The following is a 23,451-nucleotide window of genomic DNA, read 5'->3' as shown; positions in this document are numbered from 1 at the left end:
TTTAATTGATAAAATATAGTCGGTTCAATAAATTTAGAATTATCAAACAATTCGAAAGGGGACTGTTTCATGAAAAGAAGAACTGCAGAGCCTTACAAAATTAAAGCAGTTGAACCGTTGAAAATGTTGAACTATGAAGAAAGGAAGCGTGCATTAAAAGAAGCCGGGTACAACACATTTTTAATTAATTCAGAGGATGTGTACATTGATTTGTTAACGGACAGTGGTACAACGGCGATGAGTGACCGCCAATGGGGAGCATTGATGACCGGGGATGAAGCTTATGCAGGAAGTAAAAGCTGGTTTACTCTTGAAAATGCGGTTAGAGAAATTTACGGTTACAAATACGTCATTCCAACCCATCAAGGCAGAGGAGCAGAAAACCTCTTATCTCAAATGAAAATAAAAGAAGGGGATTACGTACCTGGAAATATGTATTTTACAACAACGAGAGCGCATCAGGAATTAAATGGAGCAACGTTCGTAGACGTGATTATTGATGAAGCACATGATTCGTTGTTGGATTATCCATTTAAAGGGAATATCGATTTAACTAAGCTTGAAAAATTAATTCATGAAGTCGGAGCTGAAAAAATTCCGTATGTTTGTACAGCTGTAACGGTAAATCTTGCTGGTGGTCAGCCTGTAAGTATGCAAAATTTGAAAGAGGTTTATGATCTTTGTCAAAAGTATCATATTGACGTAATGTATGATGCCACACGTTGTGTAGAAAATGCCTTTTTCATCCAGGAGCGTGAAGAAGGGTATGAAAATAAATCGATCAAAGATATTTTAAAGGAAATGTTTACGTATTCTGACGGGTGTACGATGAGCGGGAAGAAAGACTGTTTAGTGAATATTGGCGGATTTTTAGCGATGAACGATGAAGATCTATATACGAGGGCAAGAGAGCTAGTCGTTTTATATGAAGGAATGCCTTCGTACGGAGGTCTGGCCGGACGAGATATGGAGGCGATGGCTCAAGGAATATATGAATCTGTCGATGATCACTATATTCAGCATCGCATTCATCAAGTAAGATACTTAGGGGAACAGTTAATTGATGCGGGCATACCAGTCGTAAAACCGATTGGCGGGCATGCTGTCTTTTTAGATGCGAAACAATTTTTACCGCATTTAAAGCATGAAGAATTGCCAGCTCAATCTCTAGCAGCATCCCTTTATTTAGATTCTGGAGTTCGATCGATGGAACGAGGGATCGTCTCAGGGGGCAGAAATAAAGTGACTGGAGAAAATAATAAGCCTAAATTAGAGCTCGTTCGTTTAACGATCCCAAGACGGGTTTATACGAATAATCATATGGACGTTGTCGCAGACTCGGTCATTCATTTATATGAGAAGCGTGAACAGATTACAGGTCTTGAAATGACTTACGAACCACCAACGTTACGCTTTTTCAATGCAAGGTTTAAGCCGCTAGCTGTAAATGGCGAATTGATCGGAAGTGAAGCATCCTCAACGACAACATAAAAGTTCCAGCTGTATATCGAGTACCAGGATCGCATAGATTCATCGGGTTAAAGAGAGTTACATTTCCTTTTTCCGATCCTGGTGCTTTTTTTAAAATTAAGAAAGTATATCATTTTTCTCCTGGATAGTTGTCTAGCTCCAGCACCCACTCGCTCGAGGTCGCTTCGAACCGTTATTTGAAGTCTAAGTTCGGACTTCTGCATGCCGGTAGCCCTAAAGAGCATTTACATCACGAGCTTCCACACGGATGTGGTGACTTCGGCGTTCCCGTAGGACGCGGGGGTTTTAGCCGAAGATCTGATCTAGCGATTTGCCTCGACGGACAGGACATCCTAATGCCGGGCATGCCACAGGACGTGGCGTATTGCCCGGTTGACTGATATAACCACAGAGCGATGCTAGAAGAGGAAGAGGCAGCGCTTTTCTTGTTGTATCAAATTAAAAATGAAAAGATTAGCTATGCAAACAGATGAGAGAATCGAAAGTAATGAACATATGCTTAAAAAATGATTCATCCGGAATCACTAAAGCAGCGCTTTAAAAAGGAATTTTAGGGATCGAAATAGAAGTAAAGAATCATCTCTTAAAATTGGAGGCGTAATAAAAGGTGAAACAAACAAAAGATACATATGACCAATTAGCGAAAACGTATGATGAAGATGTAGATACGAACAGTCCTTTCAATTCAGATTATGAAAGACCAGCAATGATGAATATGATTCCGGAAGATTTGCAAGGGTACTCGATTCTCGATGCAGGCTGCTCAGCTGGATGGTATACAGAAATGTTAACAGAGCGAGGGGCAAAAGTGACCGGAATAGACCTAAGCCCGAAGATGATTGCTGCAGCTAAGCGACGGTTAAAAGGAAGAGCAAATGTATTTTGTCATGATTTATCAGTCAAACTTCCATTTAATCATAACGAGTTTGACTTCATTATTTCATCGCTAACGTTACATTACTTAAAAGACTGGACATTTACGTTTAACGAGTTTAACCGAATATTAAAACCTCAAGGAACATTCCTATTTTCGACTCACCATCCATTTATGGATTTTACAAGATTTCAATGTGATGATTATTTCGAAACATCCTTATTACAAGATACGTGGCATAAGCCAAGTATTACGATTAACGTCAGCTTTTACAGGCGGTCATTACAAAAAATCATTCACGACACGAATAATTACTTTCAATTAGAAAAGCTTATTGAACCGCAAGGTCACGAACGAATGAAAAAAACAGCACCTAATCATTATGAATATGTGATGAAGAACCCTCATTTTTTAATTATTGAAGCGAAATCAAGAAAATCTTGAATGAATTGAGAGATACCTCTTTGGCAAAAATCTATTGTCATCCGTTTGAGCTTAAACTAGGAGGACCATTATGAAAAATGTATTAACAAAGAAGCTTGCACAAAAGGTTGAACGCTCTGAAATTGATGCATTACATTCAAGGCTTACTGCAGTTATGAAGCGAGCTGGTAATCCGATGGGTGTTCAAATAAAAGAATTCGGCAGGGCAACAGCTTTTACAGTTAAACATATTCCGGGTCCATCATTTAATAAAGTGTTAGGCCTTACCTCTGATGATACGGAATATATCGATCAAATCGTTGATTACTATAATGAAAAGGAGATTCCTGTTCGCTTTGATATTCCTCCGGCAAATTCATCGCAGCAATTACTTGCCTCCTTATCTGATCGGAGATTTGCCCAAAGTGATTTCCATACATCTTTATATCGGTTTTTACACGATTTTCAAGAAAAAGAAATGAACACAACAAATATAGCGATCCGTCCTTTACGGTTAGATGAATTTTCGCTTTTCGGTGATCTTTACGTACGAGCCTTTCAAATGCCACCATTTTTAAAAGAACCAATCGCGGAGAACAACGAGGTATTACATCATAACGATCATTGGACATTTTATTTAGCAGAATTAAATGGTAAACCTGCAGGTATCGGCGTTTTATTTAAGTATGATGGTGTTGCGACTCTCGCTGCTTCTGCAACTGTACCAGAATTTAGAAATAACGGTGTCCATCGAGCATTAATACAAACAAGGCTGAATGAAGCGAAGCAGTCTGGCTGTTATTTAGCTATTGGACAAGCAGCATATGCGAGTGTTAGTCAAAATAACATGGAAAGAGCTGGTATGAAAATCGCTTATACGAAAGCCATTTGGCAAAGCCAAAAGTAATGTCAGTCTTTATTAGTATATAAATATAAAATGCATCAAGTTGGAGGAGATCATTGTGGGGACAAAAGAAGGGTTTATCGACGTAGTTGGAGGAAAAGTATGGTATAAGAAAATTGAAAGTGAAATATCGAAACATAAAACACCTGTTCTCATTCTTCATGGAGGACCGGGTTCTTCTCATTACTCAATGCAGCGGTTAAATAAGTTGGCGAAAGATAGACCGGTTATTTTTTATGATCAGCTAGGGTGCGGTCATTCAGATCGACCGTCTAATCAATCACTTTGGAAGCTGGAACGATTTGTTGACGAGTTAAAGACTGTACGTGAAGCACTCCTGTTAGAAGATGTACACATACTCGGCCATTCGTGGGGGACGACGTTAGCTGCAGCATACCTTTTAACGAATCCTGATGGCGTGAAAAGTGTTATTTTCTCAAGCCCATGTTTGAGTGCTCCGCTGTGGGCTCGTGATCAAGACCATAATCGAAAAAAGCTGCCAGAGGACGTTCAGCAGACGTTAAAAGAATGTGAAGAGAATGGTATGACTGATTCTGAGCAATATAAAAAAGCTACTAAAGAATTTAACAAACGGTTCGTTTGCAGACTTGATCCTATCCCAGATATTTTAAAAGAGGCTGCAAAATTTAAAGGAAGACAATCGTATGTTACGATGTGGGGACCTTCAGAATTTCATGTTACTGGAAACTTAAAATCATTTGATTGTACCGAACGACTAAACGAATTACGGCTAACTGTATTATATACATGCGGGAAGTATGATGAAGCAACACCAGAAACGACAAAGTATTATCAATCTTTAACACCTAATGCTGAATTTCATCTGTTTGAAGACAGTGCGCATATTCCTTACTTAGAAGAAGAAGCGAAATATCTTCGTGTTATCGGTGAGTTTCTCGCTAACAACGATTAGTCATAATAATTAATTTACAGCACCTGTATGTGTTATTGCAGTGTGCTTTTGTTCTTTTTAGAGGAGATTCAAAAAGTCTTGGATAAATAGCTAAACTCCCCGCGTCCTGAGGGAGCGCTGATTTCACCACATCCGTGTGAAAGCTCGTGAGACGACGCTCATGGCTTTTTTTGTCCTCCTTTGAACATGCACATTTTGGAGAAAGCGGAGTGAGATTTAGCGATTTTCTATGGTTGATTTCATTGGAAATGCAAATAATACATTGTACATAGCTTTTCAGAAGAAATGGCGGTGTTTGGTGTGAAGAAACAATGGATCAACGTATTAAATGTGGATATTTATTGTGAACATATTTTAAATGGAAAACCACCAATTTTACTTATCCACGGTTTTTTATCTTCAACATACACATACAACCGGCTTATCCCGCTTCTAGAAAAATCATTCTCGATTGTAGCAATTGATTTACCGGGATTTGGGAGGAGTGAGAAATCAACCTCGTTTATCTATTCGTATGAAAAATATGGTGAGTTAGTTTCAGCGTGTATGGATTATTTTCATTTTGATCAAGTCACTATTGTTGGTCATTCAATGGGAGGACAAATTGCACTGAACGTATCAAAGTTGGTTCCTGAGAGAGTAAATAAGCTTATTTTATTATGTAGCTCAGGGTATTTAAAAAAAGCGAATAAACTGTTAATTTATAGCTCTTATTTGCCGTTCTTTCATCATCTCGTCGCGTTGCATGTCAAAAAGAAAGGGGTAAAAGCGAGTTTACAGAATGTATTATACAATCACGAACTTATTACAGAAGAAATGATGACAGAATATAAACGGCCATTTTTAGAAAAAGCTTTTTATAAATCGTTAGTGAGACTGTTAAGGTATCGTGAAGGAGATTTAACAACTGAACAATTAAAAGCTATTCAAATTCAGACATTACTGTTGTGGGGCGAAGAGGATAAAGTTGTTCCACTTGAAATAGGAAAACGTCTCGTTCAAGACTTACCGAATGCACAACTAATTAAGTTCAAAAATGCTGGTCATTTACTAACAGATGACATTCCAGAGCGCGTTTATGAAAATATAATGCATTTCATTTTTGGAGGAACAAACAAAAATGAAGACTTATACGTTGAAGCTCAAACGAACGGTTAAAATGACTATGTAGCGATTTTTAACAGATAAGAAATTATAAAATATCAATCTCTCGATTGTTGTCTAGACTTCAGGCACGAGCGTTTACTACACGAGCTTCCACACGGATGTGGTGAAATTTTAACAGAAAGAATTCTTTTGAGTACCCAGTCACGCGTTCATTGTACAGATTCTTCCTTTTTAGAAGGGTCTTGATCTCTCGTTTCAATATGTCCAGCATCAATAGCGACATTTGGATCATCTCTAACTCCTTATTTTTTTGGGGACTCTTTTTTCATGTCATAGAACCGTTGGGCCGTAAAGGCTCAAATTTATGAAATTCATTCATATGCCTAATTTTTGTCGGAAAATGCACTTAATTTGCCTTCTTTTCGTACGATGTGATTGTACGAAGGAGGGGTTTTTATGGTCAAAATGATAAAAAAACGATTTCCTTTTATCGTAGCTTTTGTTCTTGTTATGATGACAAGCTTTGCGTTTATTGTGTATAGTACGCAAGACGATGCTATATTCGTAGGGGCAAGTGATTCAGGTGAAGAGCCACATAATCAATCAGATGTTGATAGCCAAGTAGATAATCAAATAGAAAACAATATTAATAGTGATGGTGCGCAAATAGATAGTTCGATTGAAAATCATATAAGTGGTCAAAGTGAAATTGACAACTCCATTAAAAATGAGATTGATGGAGAGAAAGTGAATAACCAACTCGTTAACGAAATTGACAGTGATGGCTCAAACATTGAAAATATTTTGGAAAATGAAATTATTGGTGCAAATGGTGCAGATATAAATAATGATCTTCAAAATGAAATAAATGGCGGTTCAAATAATCAGATCACAAATAACATTACAAACAATATTGAAGTCAATATAAATGTAGACTCTAATGGTGGAAATGAAACAGAAAATGATAATGGTGATAAAAACGGCAGTGATTCTAACGATAATGGAGAAAATGGTAATGGTGAAGTACCTGAAAGTATATGGGGCGTTGACTCAGCAAGCTTAACTGATGAGGATATGCTTGCATGTGTACGTGAAAACTTTGGAGACCCCGAAATCTGGGCGCGTTATTTAGGTGATAAAGAAGGAGTCTCCTACGGATTAACAAATGAAGAAATTGAGTTACTCCACTCTAATGATATTGACATTATGGTTATTTGGAATCATTTTGAAGATGCAACTGGATATGAAAAAGGCCAAAGTGAAGCAAGTGATGCCATTGAGATGGCACAAGATTTAGATATACCAGAAGGTGTGGCACTTTTTGCCAATGTCGAGCCGATATACCCAGTAGACTCAGATTTCATTTTAGGGTGGTATGATACACTTGCAGAATCAGAGTATAACTCTGGTGTGTACGGTATTTTTGATCCTGACGAAGAATTGTACGTTGCATATGAAGAAGCAGCTAATGAAAACTCCGACTTACTTGATCATAATTACGTCTGGACATCTTCTCCTGAAGAAGGGATTACGACTGAAGGAAACGCCCCGGAATATAATCCAGAAGCACCGGAAGGATCGCTTTTAGCAGGATGGCAGTATGGTATTGATGCTGAAACATGTAACATCGATACAAATCTATTTGACGGAGAAGTATTAGATGTGCTTTGGACAAATGATTAAACTAAAGTCGGCTTTTTCACCTTAATATTGAATTTCCTTGTTCATTTAAGAGAAGCCAATTCTCAGCTTAAACAATTGTGTAATTAAAATATCGATAGCATTGAAACAGGCATGGAGGACAGAATTTCCATGCCTGTTTTCGATAATAACTGTTATGTTAATCTTATTAAATGAGGGATAAGTGATCTGATGGTTGGTAGCGATAATCTTCGCGGACATAAGGTGCCTTAACGTCGCAAAAAACGCTTTATTTTTAGTTTTCACGGACAGAGGAGGCTCTATTCGGTGAAAAAGATAAGAAAAGACCTACATAATCGCATCATAGAGAAATTGTGTCCGCTTAAGTACGTTTTGACAGTGATAACGAATTCAGTGTCCTCCATACTTATTTAAAAAAATGCCTGGCTCAAAGCACATCATAATTGTTACAGTTAACCACGTCACAATATTGTAGATATGCTTACGAGTCTAGACATTTTTAGCTCCTTATTACAAACGATCTAATGAATGGGGAAAGAGGGATGACAATCCTGTTAACTATTACCGACCAAAGGTACAAGCACATCCGATAATGACTAACAGGATAAATAAAACTAATATTAGAGGGTAACCTGTATACCCAGTACTCATAAGAGCACCTCCTTAATAAGGATTAGTACATCTTATGCTTTAATTACCAAATGTGTATTAGGCGGGTGTCTTGTATTAGGAAAATAGGTCGAAATCATCATGTGACTAAAAAATTGTTTTTTACACTTTTCGCTCCCCAATCTTTCAACTGGTGTGCTCCATTCTACAACTATTCTCTGTATCATAAGTTTGTATTTTAAAGAGTCTTATTATCCAACGAGCTCGTTTTTATGTTAGTTGTACAATATCATTTTGAATTGACAGAATATAAAGAAAATAATAAAATGATGGTAAGACCAGTTTTGTTAAATTGGTAATACCAAAGACGATTATGAATATCATTAAAATGAGGTATCGTTCATGAAAATAAAACCGGTAAATAAAGAACGGTCATCTGACATACTTGAAAAAAAATTAATTAAAGGAATTTTAGAAGGTGAATTTCCTAAAGGAAGTACTTTGCCGTCAGAAAGGGAACTTGCGAGCTGTTATGGAGTAGGTCGTCCATCAGTAAGAGAGGTATTACAGCGCTTAGAGGGGGGAGGATGGATTACAAGAAGAACGGGATTACCTGCAACAGTGAATAACTTCTGGGAAGAAGGGAACATGACAACTCTCGTAAGTATGATCGAGATAGAAGAAGCAGTAACAGATCATTTTATACAACATTTATTAGAACTTAGAGTTTCACTTGCACCAACATATATACGGGACGCTGTGAAGGTAAACCAAGCGAAAGTTGTTGCTCTGCTTGCAAATTTAGAGGATTTAGATGATGAAGCGTCAGATTATGCACATTTTGATTGGAGTTTGCAAAAAAAGCTAGCAAGATTATCTCCTAACCCTGTGTATGTATTAATTTTAAATAGTTTAGATTCAATTTATATTAAGATGGCTGAACAGTATTTTAACGTTGATGAACATAGGATGATGTCACGTCGCTATTACTTTAAATTATTAGAGCTAGCATTAAAAGGAAATGAGAAGGAAGTCGAACAATTAGTAAAAAAAACGATGTTACAAAGTTTAGAAGTGTGGAAAAGGAATTCGAGTGGAGGCTGACATATGAAGCTGAAATATGTAAAAGAATTTTTCTTCTTTCCGGATATCCTCGTAATCAGTTTTATTTTTTTCATTAGTGTGGCAATAACAATTGTGCATATCAGTTCGATTTATACGTGGGTAGCTCTGTTCATTGGAGTTGGGATGTATACCTTATCAGAGTATACAACTCATCGCTTTCTTTTTCATATGAAACCGCCTAAAAATACAATTTTACTAAAATTAATTAAACGACTACATTATGATCACCATACAAATCCCAATGATCTCCATTTATTATTTCTTCCTCTTTGGTATACGTTACCGCAGCTTATCATCGTTTCAACTATCATTTATCTTATTACGAGCAGCTTAATTATGACGAACTCAGTTATGACAGGAGTTATCCTCTCATTATTATATTATGAATGGAAACATTATATTGCTCATCGTCCGTTACAACCGTGGACTGTTTGGGGGAGATGGATGAAAAAAAATCACTTATTACATCATTTTAAAAATGAAAATTATTGGTATGGTGTCACGAATCCATCAATGGATTTTATAATGGGGACATTTAAGGACGAAAAAAATGTAAAGAAAAGTGAGACTGCTAACAACCTTGAAGCAAGAAAGGTAGATAAAGAAAGCAAGTCCTTCATTTATAAATCAAAGCAAACGGATGATTAGAAGTTAAAAACAGGCTGTTGAAACTTACTCAACAGCCTGATCTTAAACCTTTTTAATTATTCGATATCGCTAATTTCCCAAATTGCTTGACCTGAAGTGAATGGATTCTCGAAAATGAACTCATATACATCAGAGTCATTTACATCAAAAGCGACTTCACCACGATTATCTCTGTCAGGGCCGATTTCACCATCTAAGCTACCTTGTGTATCAGTGAAAAGTGCTACATCATGTGTATACCCTTCTTCATCCTGAAGACCCATTTGTAACAAAGTAGAAATATTTGCTGATTCATCAGTCGTATTTTCAATTGTTAAATCAAGAATGACATAGTGGTCATTACTAGGAGTTTCAAAATCATTTCCAGAAGACGTATATGCATCATTTAATGTGATGTGAAGTCCATCGAAGTTTACTGTGTCTCCGATAGAGATGGAATCTTCCTCTTGTCCTTCTTCCTCCGTTGACTCTTCTTCATCTTCAGTCGCTTCATCATCTATAGCTTCATCGTCAGAAGTGTTTTCTTCTACTTCTTCAACATCTTCTTCTTCATCGTCCGCGTCTACTTGCTCTACTGAAGACTCTTCACCACAAGCAGAAAGAACTAAAACTGCAGATAAAGATAAAGTCGTGATAAATTTTTTCATTTGTATTACCCCCGAGTATTTAATTTTTATATGGCAATTGCGCCATCAATATTTATACCATAATCAATCAAATTATGACAATATTAAACAAAAATAAGAGGGAAAAGAACTAGGTATATTATACTTTTTTGCATGTGGGGAATTTTACGTAAATAAGAATATAGTTAGGGATGAACCTTTTTAATTTTTAAGTCTAGTATTTTTTATACTATACCTGAATCCGTGATGAAAAAAATTGTACTTTGTAAGAACCTTAATAATCTTTCGATTTAACATAATTGGATAATGTCTCGAATCCGTTACTGGTGGACGCTTTCACTCCAAAGCACAAGTGCGACATCTACTCATGCAGCACTTGTGCCTAGAGGTGAAAGCGAGCAGATGGATGGCATATCAACATCTATTATCACGGATTCAGGCTATTAGGATTTATCCAATCTATGACAATCGTATAACTTCAACTAAGGCTTTCGCCATGAAGATTTGCACGAAAGTATAAGAGCATCTAGGCAAGCATAATTCCCTTGCTGAGAACCTCCTTAACGACAAGTCAAGTTTTGTATATTAGATAATCTGTGTTAAAATAATCCCTAAAAATTTTATTGGTCAAAATATTCAGTAAAGTAAAGAGGGGGAAGCGATGAATTATACAGTAAAAGATGGTCATAAGACAAAGGGGAAAGTTGAAGCACAGGATATTAGGAATGCTCTCAATTTTGTTCATGAGGCTGCGGTTCGTACGCCATTGCTGAGGGACGATATTTTATCTCAGCACTATGAATGTAACGTATACTTAAAGCGTGAAGATTTACAGCCCGTCCGATCCTTTAAAATACGGGGCGCATATAATTTCATTCAAAGTTTAACTGCGGTTGAGAGAAGAAATGGAGTTGTTTGTGCAAGTGCAGGGAATCATGCTCAGGGGGTCGCTTTTTCATGTAATAAATTAGGAATTGAAGGGAAAATTTTTATGCCGTCAACAACACCTAGGCAAAAAGTTTCTCAAGTAAAATTCTTTGGTGGAAAATGGACGGAAGTGATCCTTACTGGTGATACATTTGACGATTCTTATAACGAAGCGATGAAAATGTGCAAAAAGGAAAAGATGACATTTATTCATCCGTTTGATGATCACCGAACGATCGCAGGGCAAGGTACTGCCGGTTTGGAAATAGTTGAAGATATGCCAAATCCATTTTCGCACGTATTTATGAGTATTGGTGGAGGGGGCTTAGCATCAGGTGTCGCAACTTATTTAAAGGAAACAGCGCCATCTGTGAAAATAGTAGGTGTTGAACCATCTGGGGCTCCTGCAATGAAAGAGTCATTAAAAAATGGAGAGGTTGTTTCACTAAATCAAATTGAAAAATTTGTAGATGGCGCGTCTGTTAAACGAGTAGGAGATTTAACTTTTGAAATCCTGAAGGACTTGATTGACGATGTGACACTCGTTCCAGAAGGAAAAGTATGTACCACAATTCTCAAATTGTATAATGAACATGCGATTATTGCTGAGCCAGCTGCTGCATTGCCGATTGCAGCACTTGATTTTTACAAAGAAGAAATTAAAGGAAAAACGATTGTTTGTATTATAAGCGGTGGAAATAATGATATTGATCGTATGCAAGAAATAAAGGAACGGTCACTTATCTACGAGGGGTTAAAACATTATTTTATTGTGAATTTCCCTCAACGAGCTGGTGCATTAAGAGAGTTTATGCTCAAAGTGTTAGGAGAAACGGATGATATTACGCGGTTTGAATACACGAAAAAAAACAACCGTGAAAAGGGACCTGTGTTAGTTGGGATAGAATTAAAGCACCAAAATGATTACGATCCACTAATAGAAAGAATGGAAAATGAAGGCTTCTCATTTATTGAACTTAATAAGGATCCCGATCTTTTTAATTTATTAATTTAAAAGCGAAAAACGAAACAAATAAGTATAAATATACATCTTTGTGCATGCATATGAATTTCCGTGTAAGATTTTCTTCCAAAAAAAGACACTTCCAAAAGTGTCTTTTTTTATTATTTATTAAATAAAAGCGTTAAAGTGGAAAAATTAAAAAAATAAAAAATTTTTTTCGAGAAGTTTGTGAAAGCGTATACACCCTTGTGAGACAACTATAAAAGCGCTTACAATTAGTCTGTATTTTCTGAAAAATCTGACTTGACTAGATTATGAGCTGGTATTAAAATAGCAAACAATTTAATACAGATGATTTGAAATGAACAGCAAAGCAGTGTTCCAAATCAGAAGGGTATCTAGGGTTCCGGCCAATGTATGAACATACATTGACGTCTGGTCCAAGCGATACTAGCATCATGTTACGTAAATGATGTACACCGCGAGGAAAAAAGCCTCTGCGGATAGGTTCTGATACTACCAAGGAAAAACTATTTGGTATGTCTGCCAATCCGCAGGGGCTTTTTTATACCCTGCATTTATCTGAAAAGTCTAATTAATAAAGAGAGGAGAATGAGGATGAGCCGATGGGTTTTTATTAATGGTGAGTTTTTAGAAAAGGAACATGCGAAAATTTCAGTTTATGACCATGGTCTCTTATATGGAGATGGGATTTTCGAAGGTATTCGAATGTATGGAGGAAATGTTTTCAGGTTACGAGAGCACTTAGAAAGGTTATTTGATTCGGCGAAATCCATTCTTCTAGAAATTCCTTACACGATTGAAGAACTTGAACAAATCGTAGTTGAAACGTTGCGTATGAATAATTTTAAGGATCGAGCATATATTCGCCTCGTCGTTTCACGAGGAGTTGGAGATTTAGGGCTGGATCCATATAAATGTCATGAGCCACAGCTCATTATTATGGCTGAGCAGTTAGCCCTTTTCTCAAGTGACTTGTACGATAAAGGCATTGAAATGGTCACGGTACCAACAAGAAGAAACAGACCTGACGTTTTAAGTCCTATGGTAAAGTCACTAAACTATTTAAACAACATTATGCTAAAGGTCGAGGCAAGAAAAGCTGGGGCAGACGAAGCCTTAACACTCAATACTGAAGGGTATGTTGCAGAAGGGTCTGGCCAAAACATTTTTATTATGAAAAAAAGAGTTCTTTACACTCCTCCTAGTTATGTCGGTGCCCTTGAAGGAATTACTCGGAATGCGATTATCGATATTTCTAAGGAGCTAGGTTATGAAGTAAAAGAAGTTCCATTTACAAGACATGATGTTTATGTAGCTGAAGAAGTATTTTTAACAGGGACTGCCGCCGAAGTTGTTCCAGTTGTCAAACTGGATGGCAGAGAGATTTCCGATGGAAAGCCTGGGAATCATACACACGTATTATTGAAAGCATTTCGTGAATTAGTACTACGTGATGGAGTAAATGTATATTCTGCTGAAAAAAATTATGCAGGATGATGAAATTAAATCATGATTTGAGGAGTGGAAGAATGAGAAGTCATACGATCAAGAAAGGGATTGACCGAGCACCTCATCGGAGTTTATTGCATGCTGCTGGCGTCCCCCCCGAAGATATGGATAAACCGTTTATTGGTGTTTGTAACTCATATGTTGATATCATTCCAGGCCATATGCACCTTAATAAATTTGCAGAAGTTGTAAAAGAAGCGATTCGAGAAGCCGGAGGGGTACCATTTGAATTTAATACGATCGGTGTCGATGACGGAATTGCAATGGGCCATATTGGGATGAGGTATTCATTACCGAGCCGGGAGTTAATTGCTGATTCAGCAGAAACGGTTATTAATGCTCACTGGTTCGATGGAGTTTTTTACATTCCAAACTGTGACAAAATTACGCCTGGAATGCTAATGGCTTCCGTTCGAACGAATGTCCCATCAGTATTTGTATCAGGAGGTCCAATGGAGGCAGGTCGTTCTAAAGATGGGAGTTCATTGTCATTAGCATCTGTATTTGAAGGGGTTGGCGGTTACTTATCTGGGAAAATGACCAGGGAAGAACTATTAGAGCTGGAGACGAGTGCGTGTCCAACATGTGGATCGTGCTCTGGGATGTTTACAGCGAACTCAATGAATACACTGATGGAAATGCTCGGTGTCGCTCTTCCTGGAAACGGAACGATCGTTGCGACGTCGGATGAGCGTCATCAATTAATAAAAGATGCAGCTAAACACCTCATTAGACTAGTAAAAGAAGATGTGCGTCCTAGAGACTTAATTACAAAAGAAACGGTTGATGATGCGTTTGCTCTTGATATGGCGATGGGAGGATCGACGAATACCGTTTTACACACGTTAGCGATTGCTCATGAAGCCGGAATTGAATATAGCATGGAGGAAATTAATCACATTGCAGAACGAGTCCCTTATTTATGTAAAATCAGTCCTGCATCTGATTATTCAATGCAAGATGTACATGAAGCAGGAGGGGTAAGTGCAATCATTAAAGAGCTATGCAGCATTGAAGGAGCGATTCACCCGGAGAGAGTGACGATATCAGGAAAAACGATTCGTGAAACGACAGAGGATGCTGAAATTGTGAACGGTGATGTCATTCGAACGGAAGATACAGCTTACAGTTCAGTCGGCGGTTTATCCGCATTATTTGGCAATTTAGCTCCTAATGGGTCGGTTATCAAAGTTGGAGCAGTAGATCCTTCGATCCGGTATTTTGAAGGTGAAGCGATTATTTATGAATCACAAGATGAAGCGCAAGAAGGGATTAACAGCGGAGAAGTAAAGGAAGGTCACGTCGTTGTCATTAGATATGAAGGACCTAAAGGTGGTCCAGGAATGCCAGAGATGCTTGCACCTACATCTGCGATTGCAGGCAGAGGGTTATCAACAAAAGTCGCTTTATTAACTGATGGCCGTTTTTCAGGAGCAACTAGAGGGATTTCAATTGGTCATGTTTCTCCAGAGGCTGCTGAAGGCGGGCCGATCGCATATGTACAAAATGGTGACCGGATTCAAATCGATCTTACCGAACGTACGATACACTTAGATGTTTCAGATAAAGAATTGGAAGTGAGAAAACGAAGTTGGCAGCCACCAGAGCCAAAGGTGAAGTCAGGGTATTTAGTCCGTTATGCAAAACTAGTTACTTCTGCTAATACAGGTGGTGTCTTAAAAGTTTAATCCGACTCGTTTAGGGAGGAATAAGAAATGGATCTTATGACAGAGGAGGCACATCCGGATAAAACAGGTCAGATGATGTCTTGCTCAAAAATGATTGTAGAAGCTTTAAAACAAGAAAAGGTTGAGGTCGTGTTTGGTTATCCTGGAGGAGCTGTGTTAAACATATATGATGCTTTATATGACGGTGGCATTCCACATATTTTACCTCGTCATGAACAAGGAGCGATTCATGCAGCTGAAGGGTATGCACGAGTTACAGGAAAACCAGGAGTTGTGATTGCTACATCAGGACCCGGAGCAACGAACATTGTGACCGGCTTAGCTGATGCGATGATGGATTCCTTGCCTGTCATCGTTTTTACAGGGCAAGTGAACTCACATGCCTTAGGTTCAGATGCTTTCCAAGAAGCACCTACTCTTGGAATTTCGATGCCGATTACGAAACACAATTATCAATTACAACATGTAAAGGATTTACCTCGGATTATAAAAGAAGCTTTTCATATCGCGACTACTGGTAGACCTGGCCCAGTTTTAATTGATATTCCGAAAGATTTTTCAGCCGAAACAGGTCATTTTGATTATTCATTGCCTGTTCACCTTCCGGGCTATCAAGTGAAAAAGAAGCCAGCTAAAGAATCGGTAGAGCAAGTAATATCAGCTATTAAAGGAGCAGAGAAGCCCGTCATCCTTGCCGGAGCAGGAGTCCTTCATTCAGAAGCGACTTTTGAATTGAAACAGTTTGCAGAAAGGTACCAGCTTCCTGTCACAAGTACACTGCTAGGATTAGGAAGCTTTCCAGCAAGCCATCGGCTTTTTCTAGGAATGGCTGGTATGCATGGTACGTATGCTGCGAATATGTCCCTTTATGAAACAGATCTTCTGATTAATATTGGAGCGCGTTTCGATGACCGGCTTACAGGAAATTTAAAGCATTTTGCGCCACATGCCAAAGTTGTTCATATCGATATTGACCCTGCTGAAGTAGGGAAGAATGTCCCAACTCATATTCCGGTAATCGGGGATGCAAAAGAATCACTTCAACTACTCTTAGCTGAACCGAAAGAGGAAAACGATAACAGTGTTTGGAGAAAAAAACTTCAATATTATAAAGACGAGTATCCGCTCTGGTACAAAGAAGACTTTCAAACAATTAAGCCTCAACGGTTAGTTGAACTCGTCCATGAATGGACACATGGCGATGCTGCAATAGCGACAGATGTTGGTCAGCATCAAATGTGGTCAGCACAATTTTATCCTCTAGAAAGTCCAAATAAATGGATCACTTCTGGCGGATTAGGAACGATGGGATTTGGTCTCCCAGCAGCGATAGGTGCACAAATTGGTCTGCCAAATACGACAGTTGTAGCCCTATTAGGAGATGCAGGCTTTCAAATGACGCTGCAAGAGTTAGCTCTATTAAAAGAGTATAGTCTGCCTGTAAAAATCATTATCGTAAACAATGAAGCAATGGGAATGGTACGTCAATGGCAGCAACTTTTTTATAAAGAAAGATACTCAGAATCACTTCTTCCGAATCAACCTGATTATGTAAAGCTTGCAGACGCTTATGGGATAAAAGGGGAAAAAGTTGATCGGGAGGAAGACTTTGTCCGAGTTCTTAAGGAGTCGCTTTCCGTCAAGGAGCCTTTTGTCATTGATTGCCGCGTAACACCAGATGAAAACGTCTACCCAATGATTGCTCCAGGAAAGGGGATACAAGAAATGGTAGGGATGAAACCATGAAACGAACGTTGTCGGTCGTCGTAACGAATCAGCTTGGTGTATTAAACAGAGTAACGAGTTTATTTTTAAAAAAAGGTTTCAATATCGATAGCCTGTCAGTTGCTCCGATTGATGATCAGCAAACATCATTGATGACGATTGTTGTAAATGTACAGGAAGAAAAAGTCGTTCAACAAATCAAAAAGCAGCTAGATAAACAAATAGATGTGATCAACATTACAGATGTATCTGAGCAGCTATCAGAGCTAACGATGCAACAAGGCTAATAATGATAAATAGTAGATTTTCTAAAATTGAGAGGAGAATTCACATGGTAAAGATGTATTATGACCAAGATCTTTCACTTAACCTATTAAATAATAAAAAGGTAGCCGTCATTGGTTACGGTTCTCAAGGCCATGCACATGCAAAGAACCTTCGAGATAATGGCATTGATGTCCGGATTGGACTTCGCAAAGGGCGATCTTGGGTGAAAGCTGAAGAAGATGGATTCAAGGTGGCTGCCGTTTCAGAAGCAGTCGCTGAAGCCGAAGTTGTTATGGTTCTTGTTCCCGATGAAAAACAACCTGAAATTTATACATCAGAAATCGAGCCGAACTTGACGAGTGGAAAAGCTTTAGCTTTTGCACACGGATTTAACATTCACTTTAATCAAGTCGTGCCTCCAAAGGATGTTGATGTCTTTTTAGTCGCTCCTAAAGGTCCCGGTCATTTAGTGCGGCGTGTTTTTGAAGAAGGTGGCGGAGTACCTGCTTTGTTCGCTGTTTATCAAGATGCGACAAATGAAGCAAGAGATGTGGCACTCGCTTACAGTAAAGGTATAGGTGCTGGGCGTGCTGCAGTTATTGAAACGACATTTAAAGAGGAGACCGAAACAGATTTGTTTGGGGAACAAGCAGTTTTATGCGGAGGCACGACAGCCCTTATAAAAGCAGGCTTTGAAACGTTAACTGAAGCTGGTTACCAGCCAGAAGTTGCGTACTTTGAGTGCTTACATGAGCTGAAATTAATCGTTGATCTTTTATATGAAGAAGGCTTAGCAGGGATGCGCTACTCGATTTCTGATACAGCGCAATGGGGAGATTTTACAGCAGGTCCGAAAGTCGTAACAGAAGATACGAAAAAAGCAATGAAACATCTCTTGGATGATATTCAATCCGGTAAATTTGCAAAAGGCTGGGTTCTTGAAAATCAAGCGAATCGCCCGATGTTTACAGCTATAAACAAACGAGAAAATCAGCATCCTATTGAAGTTGTCGGACGTTCACTACGTGAAAAAATGCCATTTGTTCAAGAGAAGAAAAGGGAGATGGTCGTGAATGCGAAAGGTTGATGTGTTTGATACGACACTTAGAGACGGTGAGCAATCGGCTGGTGTAAATCTCCATCCGCATGAAAAACTAGAGATTGCCCAACAACTAGAACGATTTGGAGTAGATGTGATTGAGGCTGGATTTCCAGCCTCTTCTCAAGGAGATTTTCAATCTGTTAAACAAATTGCAGAGCATATTAAAAACTCAACCGTAGTAGGTCTAGCTCGTTCCACAAAAAAAGATATTGATGCTGTTTGGGAAGCTGTAAAAAGAGCTGAAAAGCCAGGTATCCATATCTTTCTTGCCACTTCTCCAGTGCATATGCAATACAAACTCCAAATGGAACCGAAAGAAGTGATCAAAACAGCAGTAGACTCTGTCCGTTATGCTGCCCAATACTTCACTCATATTCAATGGTCTGCAGAAGATGCTACTCGAAGCGAGTGGTCTTTTTTAACTACTATTATTGAAAAAGTGATTGATGAAGGAGCAACTGTCATAAATCTTCCTGACACGGTTGGCTATACTACGCCAGAGGAGTATGGTAAGTTGTTTCAGTATATTCAAGAAAATGTCCGTAATATTGATCGAGTAAAGCTGTCTGCCCACTGCCATGATGATTTAGGGATGGCTGTATCGAATACGTTATCAGCGATCCAACATGGGGTAAATCAAGTTGAAGGTACAATAAATGGAATAGGTGAACGAGCAGGAAATGCTTCATTGGAAGAGATCGCTGTTGCCCTTAAAATTAGACCGGATATATACGATGTTGAGACGCAAATTAATTTAAAACAAACTGTTCGAACGAGTAAGTTAGTTAGTAAATTAACGGGGATGGTTATTCCTCAAAATAAAGCAGTAGTTGGAACAAATGCTTTTGCACATGAATCAGGCATACACCAAGATGGTGTACTTAAAAATAAGCAGACGTATGAAATTATTGAACCAGAAATGGTTGGGCTAAGTTCAAATAAAATGATATTAGGAAAACATTCTGGTAGTCATGCCTTTAAAGAAAAATGCAAAGAATTAGGAATCTATTTAAATGACGAAGACGGGAAAAAGCTGTTCTTTGCGTTTAAAGAGCTAACAGCGAAGAAAAAAGAAGTGACAGAGGATGACATTTTTGCATTAATGATGGATTCTTCCATGCAAGGAACAAGCCGAACGTATCAATTAGAGTTTTTACAAGTTTCATATGGGTCCCGAGTAGTACCAACTACGACAATAGGAATTCGTACACCTGAAGGAGAGATTGTTCAAGAGTCTGCAACCGGAAAAGGCAGTATAGAGTCGGTTTACAATACGATTGATCGTATAATAAATCAGCCTATTACATTAATCGATTATCGTATACAGTCAACAACAGTCGGAAATGATTCATTGGCAGAGGTGTACGTTCAAGTAGAAATTAAAGGTGTCTCAAGTAGTGGCAGGGGAATCGAACACGATGTACTTGAAGCATCAGCTAAAGCCTATATAGACGCTATCAACCGTCTCCAAGTGAAAGAATACTTTGGAGAACAGGAGAAAGGAGTGAGCTCTCTTTAATGATGAAGATTACAATTCTAGCTGGTGACGGAATAGGACCGGAAATTACGAGAGAAGCTGTTCTCCTTTTAGAAGAAGTTGCGAATCAATTTGGTCATCATTTTGATTTTCAATATGGCAAAATCGGAGGTATTGCTGTAGACGAAGAAGGCACACCTCTGCCAGAAAAAACGATCAGGCTTTGTCAGGAAAGTGATGCGATTTTACTCGGTGCTGTCGGTGGTCCAAAGTGGGACCATGAAGAACCTTCACGAAAACCGGAGACAGGTTTGTTACAGTTGAGAAAAACGTTACAGCTCTTTGCGAATCTTCGACCGGTCAATGTTTTCCCCGCTATACTTGATTCTTCGCCCCTAAAGCCAGAGGTCGTCAACGGGGCGAATTTTCTAATCGTTCGTGAATTGACGAGCGGGCTTTATTTTGGAAAACCGCGCGGAAGAAAGATTGGTGAGCTAGGGACTGAAGTCATTGACACACTATATTACAGCGAATTCGAGATTGAGAGAATTTTACGTCAAGCATTTGAATTAGCTAGACTAAGAGAGAAAAAAGTCACTTCAGTAGATAAAGCAAATGTACTAGAGAGCAGTAGGTTATGGAGAGAGACAGCGGAGCGTGTAGCAGAGGGATATCCAGATGTTTATCTTGAACATATGCTTGTCGATAACGCAGCAATGCAATTAATTCGAGAACCGAACCAATTTGACGTTATCGTTACTGAAAATATGTTCGGAGACATCTTAAGTGATGAAGCATCGATGATTACTGGGTCATTAGGTATGCTGCCATCTGCCAGCCTAGGTGATGGTCCAGGCTTATATGAACCTGTTCATGGATCAGCTCCAGACATAGCTGGTCTTAATATCGCAAATCCTCTTGCAACATTCGCATCAGTTGCGATGCTTTTAAAATATTCATTGCAGTTAACGAAAGAGGCTGATTATGTCGAGCAAGCGATTGAAAAGACATTAAATGAAGGATACAGAACGAAGGATATTGCTACTGATAAAGAAAGAAGCTATACGACACAAGAAATAGGCGAGGTCGTAAGAAAGCACTTAGCAGCTCGTGACTCTACAACAATTGGGGTGAAAAAGTAATGGTGAAAAGGACGCTCTTTGAGAAAATATGGGACCAGCACGTTGTAATAGCAGAAGAACAAAAGCCTTCTCTCCTATATATTGATTTGCATATGGTCCATGAGGTGACGTCTCCTCAAGCTTTTGAAGGGTTACGTCTTACAGGGCGAAAAGTAAGAAGACCAGAACTGACTTTTGCTACAATGGATCACAACGTCCCTACAGTGAATCCGTTCATCATTCAAGATGAAATTGCAGCAAAACAAATGAAAACGTTAGAAGAGAATTGTAATGAATTTAATATACAGCTAGCTGATTTACAGAGTGATGAGCAGGGGATCGTTCATGTTATTGGTCCAGAATTAGGGTTGACCTTGCCTGGAAAAACAATTGTATGCGGTGATAGTCATACTTCTACCCACGGAGCTTTCGGAGCACTCGCTTTTGGAATTGGTACGAGTGAAGTCGAACACGTTCTAGCTACGCAAACATTGTGGCAGTCAAAGCCAAAGACATTAAAAGTAGACATCCATGGTCAAAAACCGTTAGGTATTACTGCAAAGGACATTATCCTCGGCTTAATTGCAAAATATGGGATTGATTTCGGTACTGGGTACGTGATTGAGTTTACGGGAGAAGCTGTGAAAGCAATGAGCATGGAAGAGAGAATGACCGTATGTAATATGTCGATTGAAGCAGGAGCTCGGGCAGGGTTAATTGAACCTGATGAAACAACGTTTGAATATTTAAGAGGCCGTAAATATGCACCAAAAGAAGCTAATTTTGAAAAAGCTATTGAGGAATGGGAAAAGCTGAGAACTGACGATGGAGCATCATACGATCACGTCATAACGTTTGACGTAGCTTCTTTAGAGCCTCAAGTAACGTGGGGAACAAATCCATCAATGGGCGTCGGGATAAATGATCGTATTCCTGACCCGGAATTGATGGATAATGATGTAAAAAGAGAATCCGCATATCAAGCTTTAGCATACATGGATTTAAAGCCAGGAATGAAAATGACCGATATAGAGATTGATTATGTATTTATCGGTTCTTGTACAAATTCACGAATAGAAGATTTACGTGAAGCTGCAAAAGTGATTCGCGGACATAGAGTCAACCCGAAAGTAACAGCAATGATTGTTCCAGGATCGAAACAAGTGAAAAAACAAGCAGAGGAAGAAAAGCTGGATCAAGTATTTAAGGAAGCGGGATTTGATTGGAGAGAATCTGGATGCAGTATGTGCTTAAGTATGAACCCGGATGTCGTTCCTCCTGGAAAACGATGTGCATCAACGTCTAACCGTAACTTTGAGGGCAGGCAGGGGAGAGGAGCAAGAACCCATTTAGTCAGTCCAGTTTCAGCAGCAGCTGCAGCGATAAAAGGACATTTCTGCACGGCTGATGAATTATCTTCAGTTGGGAGTGAACGTTAATGGAACCACTAACAAAACATACAGGATTAGCAGCTCCTCTTGATAAAGCGAATGTAGATACAGATCAAATTATCCCGAAACAATTTTTAAAACGGGTTGAACGTACAGGGTTCGGGCAATTTTTATTTTATGATTGGCGGTTCAATGATGATCAACAAATAAATGAGAACTTTGTCTTAAATAAACCTAAGATGAAAGGAGCCAGTATTTTATTAGCGAGAAACAATTTTGGCTGTGGGTCATCACGAGAGCATGCGCCATGGGCATTGCTTGATTACGGAATAAAAGTCATTATTGCCCCTTCTTTTGCGGATATTTTTTATAATAATTGCTTTAAAAATGGTATTTTACCTATTAAATTGTCCGAAGCTGAAGTAGAAGTTCTATTCAAAAAATCTCAAGATTATGACATGAAACTAACGGTTGATTTAGAAAAACAAATTGTGACGGATAATTCTGGTCTATCGTATTCATTTGAAACCGATTCATACCGTAAAAGTATGCTTCTAAAAGGGCTTGATGATATCGCTTTAACTGAAAAATACGATCAACAGATTTTCTCTTATGAACAGAACAAAAAGAAAGTATACCAACATGTTGTACATTCATAAAAGCATGTATGTCGACACTTAATGATTTTGCTGGAGACAACAAAACGATTGTGCATGAGATTTCGCTTGAAGTCTCATGCTTTTTTAGTGCGCCCAGCATGGGTGTAATCTATAGGGTGAAAGTCCCGAACCACGAAGGCAGAAGTAGTGGTTAGCCAAACGCAAGGGTGTCCATGGTGACGTGGAATCTGAAG

20 protein-coding genes are annotated in these 23,451 nt (G+C 38.6%); 18 read left to right on the top strand and 2 right to left on the bottom strand.

The genetic code is table 11. The features are described 5' to 3' along the window. Positions 1 to 69 precede the first annotated feature (69 nt). From CD001_RS19905 to CD001_RS19880, 6 genes are all read left to right on the top strand, one after another. Positions 70 to 1,491 carry a tyrosine phenol-lyase gene (locus CD001_RS19905; RefSeq protein ID WP_096189339.1) on the top strand — a complete coding sequence of 474 codons (1,422 nt, stop codon included), beginning with the start codon at positions 70 to 72 and terminating at the stop codon, positions 1,489 to 1,491. 607 nt (positions 1,492 to 2,098) lie between these two features. Further along, complete coding sequence (locus CD001_RS19900) at positions 2,099 to 2,809, top strand: class I SAM-dependent methyltransferase (RefSeq protein ID WP_096189338.1); 711 nt, start codon at positions 2,099 to 2,101, stop codon at positions 2,807 to 2,809. A 70-nt stretch (positions 2,810 to 2,879) separates the two neighbouring features. Next, entirely contained in the window at positions 2,880 to 3,695 is an 816-nt protein-coding gene (locus CD001_RS19895; protein WP_096189337.1) for a GNAT family N-acetyltransferase, read from the top strand. A gap of 55 nt (positions 3,696 to 3,750) precedes the next feature. Beyond that, the gene (locus CD001_RS19890) at positions 3,751 to 4,626 is read left to right on the top strand and encodes a proline iminopeptidase-family hydrolase (RefSeq protein ID WP_096189336.1); all 876 of its coding nucleotides are present in this window, start codon (positions 3,751 to 3,753) and stop codon (positions 4,624 to 4,626) included. Between the two features lie 300 nt (positions 4,627 to 4,926). Continuing rightward, positions 4,927 to 5,784 (top strand): alpha/beta fold hydrolase, encoded by an 858-nt coding sequence (locus CD001_RS19885; protein WP_257009870.1) that lies wholly within the window; start codon positions 4,927 to 4,929, stop codon positions 5,782 to 5,784. Positions 5,785 to 6,189: 405 nt separating this feature from the next. Next, the gene (locus tag CD001_RS19880) at positions 6,190 to 7,416 is read left to right on the top strand and encodes a glycoside hydrolase domain-containing protein (protein WP_257009869.1); all 1,227 of its coding nucleotides are present in this window, start codon (positions 6,190 to 6,192) and stop codon (positions 7,414 to 7,416) included. A 540-nt stretch (positions 7,417 to 7,956) separates the two neighbouring features. Here CD001_RS19880 and CD001_RS19875 read toward each other — a convergent pair. Then, positions 7,957 to 8,046, bottom strand: coding sequence for a YjcZ family sporulation protein (locus CD001_RS19875; RefSeq protein ID WP_096189334.1), 90 nt, complete (start codon positions 8,044 to 8,046; stop codon positions 7,957 to 7,959). Between the two features lie 360 nt (positions 8,047 to 8,406). Here CD001_RS19875 and fadR point away from each other — a divergent pair, with 360 nt between their 5' ends. Both fadR and CD001_RS19865 read left to right on the top strand, forming a co-directional pair. Continuing rightward, positions 8,407 to 9,108 (top strand): fatty acid metabolism transcriptional regulator FadR, encoded by a 702-nt coding sequence (fadR, locus tag CD001_RS19870; RefSeq protein WP_096189333.1) that lies wholly within the window; start codon positions 8,407 to 8,409, stop codon positions 9,106 to 9,108. 3 nt (positions 9,109 to 9,111) lie between these two features. Continuing rightward, a complete protein-coding gene (locus CD001_RS19865) occupies positions 9,112 to 9,777 on the top strand; it encodes a sterol desaturase family protein (protein WP_096189332.1) in 666 nt (221 codons plus the stop codon). A gap of 56 nt (positions 9,778 to 9,833) precedes the next feature. On the opposite strand, the gene CD001_RS19860 is transcribed toward CD001_RS19865, so the two are convergent. After that, on the bottom strand, positions 9,834 to 10,424 hold the full coding sequence (locus tag CD001_RS19860) for a DUF4352 domain-containing protein (RefSeq protein ID WP_096189331.1): 591 nt from the start codon (positions 10,422 to 10,424) through the stop codon (positions 9,834 to 9,836). 640 nt (positions 10,425 to 11,064) lie between these two features. Between CD001_RS19860 and ilvA the strand changes: the two genes are divergently transcribed. From ilvA to leuD, 10 genes are all read left to right on the top strand, one after another. Next, entirely contained in the window at positions 11,065 to 12,345 is a 1,281-nt protein-coding gene (ilvA, locus tag CD001_RS19855; protein ID WP_096189330.1) for a threonine ammonia-lyase IlvA, read from the top strand. A gap of 567 nt (positions 12,346 to 12,912) precedes the next feature. Beyond that, a complete protein-coding gene (ilvE, locus tag CD001_RS19850; protein WP_096189329.1) occupies positions 12,913 to 13,815 on the top strand; it encodes a branched-chain-amino-acid transaminase in 903 nt (300 codons plus the stop codon). A gap of 32 nt (positions 13,816 to 13,847) precedes the next feature. Continuing rightward, positions 13,848 to 15,515, top strand: a complete 1,668-nt coding sequence (gene ilvD, locus CD001_RS19845) for a dihydroxy-acid dehydratase (protein WP_096189328.1) — start codon at positions 13,848 to 13,850, stop codon at positions 15,513 to 15,515. 27 nt (positions 15,516 to 15,542) lie between these two features. Further along, positions 15,543 to 17,261 (top strand): biosynthetic-type acetolactate synthase large subunit, encoded by a 1,719-nt coding sequence (ilvB, locus tag CD001_RS19840; RefSeq protein ID WP_218839260.1) that lies wholly within the window; start codon positions 15,543 to 15,545, stop codon positions 17,259 to 17,261. After that, positions 17,258 to 17,527: an acetolactate synthase small subunit gene (gene ilvN / locus CD001_RS19835; RefSeq protein ID WP_096189327.1), complete on the top strand. Its 270-nt coding sequence runs from the start codon at positions 17,258 to 17,260 to the stop codon at positions 17,525 to 17,527. Before ilvB ends, ilvN begins: the two co-directional genes overlap by 4 nt. 2 nt (positions 17,528 to 17,529) lie before the next feature. After that, complete coding sequence (ilvC, locus tag CD001_RS19830) at positions 17,530 to 18,594, top strand: ketol-acid reductoisomerase (protein ID WP_096189326.1); 1,065 nt, start codon at positions 17,530 to 17,532, stop codon at positions 18,592 to 18,594. Next, on the top strand, positions 18,581 to 20,128 hold the full coding sequence (locus CD001_RS19825) for a 2-isopropylmalate synthase (RefSeq protein WP_096189325.1): 1,548 nt from the start codon (positions 18,581 to 18,583) through the stop codon (positions 20,126 to 20,128). The genes ilvC and CD001_RS19825 overlap by 14 nt, the downstream gene beginning before the upstream one ends. After that, a complete protein-coding gene (leuB, locus tag CD001_RS19820; protein WP_096189324.1) occupies positions 20,128 to 21,228 on the top strand; it encodes a 3-isopropylmalate dehydrogenase in 1,101 nt (366 codons plus the stop codon). The genes CD001_RS19825 and leuB overlap by 1 nt, the downstream gene beginning before the upstream one ends. Next, positions 21,228 to 22,646 carry a 3-isopropylmalate dehydratase large subunit gene (leuC, locus tag CD001_RS19815; RefSeq protein WP_096189323.1) on the top strand — a complete coding sequence of 473 codons (1,419 nt, stop codon included), beginning with the start codon at positions 21,228 to 21,230 and terminating at the stop codon, positions 22,644 to 22,646. The genes leuB and leuC overlap by 1 nt, the downstream gene beginning before the upstream one ends. Continuing rightward, positions 22,646 to 23,257, top strand: a complete 612-nt coding sequence (leuD, locus tag CD001_RS19810; protein WP_096189322.1) for a 3-isopropylmalate dehydratase small subunit — start codon at positions 22,646 to 22,648, stop codon at positions 23,255 to 23,257. The genes leuC and leuD overlap by 1 nt, the downstream gene beginning before the upstream one ends. Positions 23,258 to 23,451: the final 194 nt, after the last annotated feature.

Origin of the sequence: Evansella halocellulosilytica (genome assembly GCF_002335745.1) — a bacterium.
Lineage (GTDB): Bacteria > Bacillota > Bacilli > Bacillales > Salisediminibacteriaceae > Bacillus_CA > Bacillus_CA halocellulosilytica.
Note: the sequence above shows the minus strand (reverse complement) of the source record. Positions and strands in the feature narration are given on the sequence as shown.

Excerpts from the sequence above, each read along its gene's own strand:
- CD001_RS19905 (WP_096189339.1), top strand. The coding sequence starts at position 70 with ATGAAAAGAAGAACTGCAGAGCCTTACAAAATTAAAGCAGTTGAACCG.
- CD001_RS19895 (WP_096189337.1), top strand. The coding sequence starts at position 2,880 with ATGAAAAATGTATTAACAAAGAAGCTTGCACAAAAGGTTGAACGCTCT.
- CD001_RS19880 (WP_257009869.1), top strand. The coding sequence starts at position 6,190 with ATGGTCAAAATGATAAAAAAACGATTTCCTTTTATCGTAGCTTTTGTT.
- CD001_RS19875 (WP_096189334.1), bottom strand. The coding sequence starts at position 8,046 with ATGAGTACTGGGTATACAGGTTACCCTCTAATATTAGTTTTATTTATC.
- fadR (WP_096189333.1), top strand. The coding sequence starts at position 8,407 with ATGAAAATAAAACCGGTAAATAAAGAACGGTCATCTGACATACTTGAA.
- CD001_RS19865 (WP_096189332.1), top strand. The coding sequence starts at position 9,112 with ATGAAGCTGAAATATGTAAAAGAATTTTTCTTCTTTCCGGATATCCTC.
- CD001_RS19860 (WP_096189331.1), bottom strand. The coding sequence starts at position 10,424 with ATGAAAAAATTTATCACGACTTTATCTTTATCTGCAGTTTTAGTTCTT.
- ilvA (WP_096189330.1), top strand. The coding sequence starts at position 11,065 with ATGAATTATACAGTAAAAGATGGTCATAAGACAAAGGGGAAAGTTGAA.
- ilvE (WP_096189329.1), top strand. The coding sequence starts at position 12,913 with ATGAGCCGATGGGTTTTTATTAATGGTGAGTTTTTAGAAAAGGAACAT.
- ilvD (WP_096189328.1), top strand. The coding sequence starts at position 13,848 with ATGAGAAGTCATACGATCAAGAAAGGGATTGACCGAGCACCTCATCGG.
- ilvB (WP_218839260.1), top strand. The coding sequence starts at position 15,543 with ATGGATCTTATGACAGAGGAGGCACATCCGGATAAAACAGGTCAGATG.
- ilvN (WP_096189327.1), top strand. The coding sequence starts at position 17,258 with ATGAAACGAACGTTGTCGGTCGTCGTAACGAATCAGCTTGGTGTATTA.
- ilvC (WP_096189326.1), top strand. The coding sequence starts at position 17,530 with ATGATAAATAGTAGATTTTCTAAAATTGAGAGGAGAATTCACATGGTA.
- CD001_RS19825 (WP_096189325.1), top strand. The coding sequence starts at position 18,581 with ATGCGAAAGGTTGATGTGTTTGATACGACACTTAGAGACGGTGAGCAA.
- leuB (WP_096189324.1), top strand. The coding sequence starts at position 20,128 with ATGATGAAGATTACAATTCTAGCTGGTGACGGAATAGGACCGGAAATT.
- leuC (WP_096189323.1), top strand. The coding sequence starts at position 21,228 with ATGGTGAAAAGGACGCTCTTTGAGAAAATATGGGACCAGCACGTTGTA.
- leuD (WP_096189322.1), top strand. The coding sequence starts at position 22,646 with ATGGAACCACTAACAAAACATACAGGATTAGCAGCTCCTCTTGATAAA.